Genomic DNA, 4,878 nt, shown 5'->3' with positions numbered 1-4,878 from the left:
CCGGGCAGCGCGCCGGCTTCACTCCGCTCGTGCCCGAGGCGCTGGGCGCGCCGGACGCGGTGTCCGTGACCGGGGCGCCGAAGGGCCGCTTCGTGATCACCCTGTGCTGGCGGGAGCGGGGGCGCGTGATCCGGCTCGACGAGTACAAGGCCCGGCTGGCGCCGGAGTACGCCAAGACCGTCGCCGGGGAGCAGGACGTGGAGTGGGTCGAGCTGGGCCCCGGATGGTACGAGGTGCTGTGGTTCCCCAGGGCGCATCAGCTGCGCTTCTGGATGCGCTCCGAGGACGGCTCCCGCTTCACCCGCTCCGAGCGCACGGCGGGGCCGACGCTGCTGTGGGTGCACGAGGGCGACTTCACCCTCCGCCTGGAGGGCGTGGACTCCAAGGCCCGGGCCCAGAAGATCGCCCGGTCCGTGAAGTGATCTGTTCGGGGAACGGATCTGCTCGGGGACCGGATCGGCCCGATGGAAGTGGGAACCCCGGCGGCGCGAGCGGTGTACCAGGAATGACACTGCGAGTGCGGGCGGACCGCACCGCTTCCGATCGGGGGTGTCGGATGCGTGGATTACGACGACTGGCGGCGACCGTAGGCGCGTTGCTGACGGCGTTGCTGACGGCCTTGGCCATGGTGCTGCTGGGGGCGCCGCCCTCGGCGGCGGGCGGACCGACCAGCGTGCTGCTGGCCTCGCCGACCAGCAAGCGGACGGCTTCGCTGTACAGCATGGACAAGGCGTACGTACGCCTTCAGAAGCTCATGGGCGTGGCCGGCTCCGAGCTTGACGGCGGCCGGGACAAGCCTCCGATGCCGGAGGAGGAGCTGGCGGAGGCATCGGGCGACATGATCAACGTCACCTGGATGATCCATGACGTGAGCCCGTGGCGTGTGGACCGGGTATACCCGAGCCTGCCCAGCACGAAGGACGTCTGGATCCACACGACGGTGAGCGTCGGCGGCCTGGGGACGGACGCCGCCGCGGAGAGCCGCGGCGTCTGGCACAAGGCGAAGGACTCCGAGGAGCTGCGGCAGGTGCTGACCTGGCTCGGGGTCCTGGGCAAGGAGTCGGACGGTACGGCGCGGGGCGAGCTGCCGTCGCTCCCCGCACCGGCCACGGCCGGTGCCGACACCGGCGTGACAGGCGACGGCGACGCCGGGAGCGCGAGCGAACCGGGCCTGGCGGACCAGGCCCGGTGGGCGATACCCGCGCTGGCGCTGGGCGCGGCCCTGGGCTCCACCGTCACGGTGCTGCTGCGCCGCGCTGCGGCCCGGCGGGACACCGGATCGCGAGGGCCCCGCCAGGAGCTGCTGGACGCCTGACCGGCGGAGCCGGCCGCCCGTCGCGGTCACGACGAGGGGCGTCCTGGGTATGGCGCATGACGTCCGGCGCATGACGTCCGGGGCCCGGCTTCCAAGGTCCCCGGGGTCCGGCGTCCAGCGTCCGGGGACCAGCTACCGGCTACCCGCTCCCCCGGCAGGGTCAGCCGAGGTCGATCTCCGGGTACAGCGGGAAGCCGGCCACGAGGTCGGTGGCGCGGCGGGAGATCTCGTCCGAGACCTTCGCGTCGAGCACGTGCTGGGCCTTGGACGGGGCGCCCGACTTGGTGGTGCCGGGCGTCGCGGTGGTGAGGACGCGGTCGATGAGGCCGGCGACCTCGTCCATCTCGGCGGTGCCCAGACCACGGGTGGTCAGGGCGGGCGTGCCGATGCGGATGCCGGAGGTGTACCAGGCGCCGTTCGGGTCGGCCGGGATGGCGTTGCGGTTGGTGACGATGCCGGAGTCGAGCAGCGCGGCCTCGGCCTGGCGGCCGGTGAGGCCGTAGGAGGTGGCGACGTCGATCAGGTTGAGGTGGTTGTCGGTGCCGCCGGTGACCAGGGTGGCGCCGCGGCGCATCAGGCCCTCGGCGAGGGCGCGGGAGTTGTCGACGATGCGCTGCGCGTAGTCCTGGAAGGCGGGCCGGCGGGCCTCGGCGAGGGCGACGGCCTTGGCGGCCATGACGTGCGGGAGCGGGCCGCCGAGGACCATCGGGCAGCCGCGGTCGACCTGGTCCTTGAGGGAGTCGTCGCACAGGACCATGCCGCCGCGCGGGCCGCGCAGCGACTTGTGGGTGGTCGTGGTGACGATCTGGGCGTGCGGCACCGGGTCGAAGTCGCCGGTGAGGACCTTTCCGGCGACGAGGCCCGCGAAGTGCGCCATGTCCACCATGAGCGTGGCGCCGACCTCGTCGGCGATCTCGCGCATGATCCGGAAGTTCACGAGACGGGGGTAGGCGGAGTAACCGGCGACGATGATCATCGGCTTGAACTCACGGGCGGAGGCACGCAGGGCCTCGTAGTCGATGAGGCCGGTGGCGGGGTCGGTGCCGTAGGAACGCTGGTCGAACATCTTGCCGGAGATGTTCGGGCGGAAGCCGTGGGTGAGGTGGCCGCCGGCGTCCAGGGACATACCGAGCATGCGCTGGTTTCCGAAGGCCTGGCGCAGCTCGGCCCAGTCGGCCTCGGAGAGGTCGTTGACCTGGCGGGCGCCGGTCTTCTCCAGGAAGGGGGCCTCGACACGGTCGGCGAGGACGGCCCAGAAGGCCACGAGGTTGGCGTCGATGCCGGAGTGCGGCTGGACGTAGGCGTGGCGGGCCCCGAACAGCTCCCGAGCGTGCTCGGCGGCGAGGGACTCGACGGTGTCGACGTTGCGGCAGCCGGCGTAGAAGCGGCGGCCGACGGTGCCCTCGGCGTACTTGTCGCTGAACCAGTTGCCCATGGCCAGGAGGGTGGCCGGGGAGGCGTAGTTCTCGGAGGCGATCAGCTTGAGCATCTCGCGCTGGTCGGCGACCTCCTGGCCGATGGCGTCGGCCACGCGCGGCTCGACGGCGCGGATCACGTCGAGGGCGGAGCGGAAGGCTGTGGACTCGGTGGAGAGGGGCTCGGCTGACATGGGGACCTCCGGACGTTGCGTTCAGCGTTCACGGTACGGCCCAGGCGCACGGCACTCATCTTCCCGGGCCGCTCCCCGATGGTCCGTCCCATCCCAGCGCGCCAGTCACGGCCCGTCGATCACCTTATCGGGCGGCTCCGAGTGGCAGACCCGGACGTCCACCATTCGAACGACGCCGAGACCGACGGGCCGGGCGCCGCGGGCGTCACAGGATGACGTGCGGCAGGAAGCGGGCGTACTCGTCGGTCACCAGGCCGGAGGACTCCCGGATGCCGAGGCCGGCGGACTCGTCCTCGACGACCCAGGCGCCGAGGACGACATGGTTGCCGTCGAAGGCCGGCAGGGGCGCCAACCCCTGGTAGCAGCAGGGTTCCTCGCGCAGGACCGGGGCGCTGCCGGGCTCGTGGACGGTGACACCGGCGCCCTCGCGGCCGAGGAGGGGCTTGGAGACGTAGCCGTCGGTGGCGGCCAGTTCGCGGGGGCCGTCGAGATAGGCGGGCAGGAGGTTGGGGTGGCCGGGGTAGAGCTCCCAGAGGACGGCGAGCAGCGCCTTGTTGCTGAGGAGCATCTTCCAGGCGGGCTCGATCCAGAGGGTGGTGCCGGTGCCGCCGCCGTTGTCGAGGGTGGCGAGGACGTGCGGGGCGAAGCGGTCCGTGGTGAGCCACTCCCAGGGGTACAGCTTGAAGATGCTGCGGATGAAGCGGAGCTTCTTGTCGACGAAGCGCTCGGAGAGGCGGTCCCAGCCGATGTCCTCCATGGAGATCCAGTCGGTGTCGAGCCCGGCCTGCTCGGCGGTCTCCTTCAGATAGGCGACGGTCATCAGGTCCTCGCCGAGTTCGTCGCCCGCGGTGTGCGCGAAGTACAGGGGGCTGCCCGGCGGGAGGAGGTGGGCCTGCTTCTTCCAGGCGTCGACGAGTCGTTCGTGGAGGGAGTTCCACTGGTCGGCACCCGGGAAGCGCTCCTCCATCCAGAACCACTGGGGGCTGGCCGCCTCGACGAGCGAGGTCGGGGTGTCTGCGTTGTACTCCAGCAGCTTGGCGGGGCCGGTGCCGTCGTAGCGCAGGTCGAAGCGGCCGTAGACGGACGGCAGTTCGGTGCGCCGACGCCACGCCTCGCCGACGAGGCGGGCGAGGCGCGGGTCGGTGATGCCGAGGTCGGCGAAGCGGTCGTGCTCGACGATGTGCGCGGCGGCGGCCAGGCACATGGCGTGCAGTTCCTCGACGACCTCCTCCAGCGCCTCCACCTCGGGCAGCGTGAAGGCGTAGTAGGCGCTCTCGTCCCAGTAGGGGCGCAGGGAGTCGTCCGGGTAGCGGGTCAGGGGGTAGATGAGCCCCTGTTCCTCCACCGTCTGCTGCCATCCGGGCCGGGGTTCGATGGTGCGGCGTTCCATGGCTCTGTCTCCGGGGCGGGGTCAGCCGCCGCCGGACCCGGAGCCGGAGCAGCCGAAGCCGTCCCGGTCGACGGCCTCGCTGCGGCTGAAGGTGCCGTAGTCGGCCCGGTTGCCGGTGACGTCGGCGTCGTAGTACCAGGCGGCGTCGACCGTGCCGGGCTGACTGCGGTTGCCGCTGCTGCTGGTCTTGCGGTTCTTGCCGTACGACGAGGAGGAGCCGGAGTCGGAGTTGCAGTTCTTGTCGGCGATGACCTTGTAGCCGTTGGCGACGTCGTAGCTGTCGCGGTCCACGCACCGGCGGTCCGGGTCGGATCCGCAGGAGGTGAGGGCCGCGGCGACGACCCCCATCCCGCCGAGTACGACCGTGCTGGACCGCAGTCGCCTGCGCTGTTCTCCCATGTGCTCCCCCGTCGGGCTGGTGTGCTCGGCCGAGCGGAGCCGGTATGCGGGGATCACCCCCCGAAACGCCCGACGCTCGACACCCGGCTTATCCGGGCTTTATCGGCGCTCAGACTAGTGATCGGTTCAGGCCACAGCCAAACGGCGGGGGACGGGTACGGGGGG

At 71.5% G+C, this 4,878-nt stretch carries 4 protein-coding genes, 1 pseudogene and 1 riboswitch; of the genes and pseudogenes, 2 read left to right on the top strand and 3 right to left on the bottom strand.

The annotated features are described in order from the left end of the window. Nucleotides 1–422: pseudogene (locus tag AOK15_RS33740) on the top strand (hypothetical protein); the annotation flags it as partial. Between the two features lie 173 nt (nucleotides 423–595). After that, nucleotides 596–1,315 (top strand): hypothetical protein, encoded by a 720-nt coding sequence (locus AOK15_RS33735; protein WP_240508721.1) that lies wholly within the window; start codon nucleotides 596–598, stop codon nucleotides 1,313–1,315. Nucleotides 1,316–1,475: 160 nt separating this feature from the next. Here the strand turns inward: AOK15_RS33735 and AOK15_RS33730 are convergent, their stop codons facing one another. The 3 genes from AOK15_RS33730 to AOK15_RS33720 form a co-directional block, all read right to left on the bottom strand. Next, nucleotides 1,476–2,924: a glycine hydroxymethyltransferase gene (locus tag AOK15_RS33730; protein WP_055522122.1), complete on the bottom strand. Its 1,449-nt coding sequence runs from the start codon at nucleotides 2,922–2,924 to the stop codon at nucleotides 1,476–1,478. A gap of 31 nt (nucleotides 2,925–2,955) precedes the next feature. Then, nucleotides 2,956–3,043: riboswitch (ZMP/ZTP riboswitch) on the bottom strand. 86 nt (nucleotides 3,044–3,129) lie between these two features. Further along, the gene (locus tag AOK15_RS33725; protein WP_055522121.1) at nucleotides 3,130–4,314 is read right to left on the bottom strand and encodes a glutathionylspermidine synthase family protein; all 1,185 of its coding nucleotides are present in this window, start codon (nucleotides 4,312–4,314) and stop codon (nucleotides 3,130–3,132) included. 21 nt (nucleotides 4,315–4,335) lie between these two features. Beyond that, complete coding sequence (locus AOK15_RS33720) at nucleotides 4,336–4,713, bottom strand: hypothetical protein (RefSeq protein WP_055522120.1); 378 nt, start codon at nucleotides 4,711–4,713, stop codon at nucleotides 4,336–4,338. Between the last annotated feature and the right edge of the window lie 165 nt (nucleotides 4,714–4,878).

The organism is Streptomyces ossamyceticus (assembly GCF_001418475.1).
GTDB lineage: Bacteria > Actinomycetota > Actinomycetes > Streptomycetales > Streptomycetaceae > Streptomyces > Streptomyces ossamyceticus.
The sequence above is the reverse complement of the archived record's forward strand: the minus strand, read 5'-3'. Positions and strand labels throughout refer to the sequence as shown.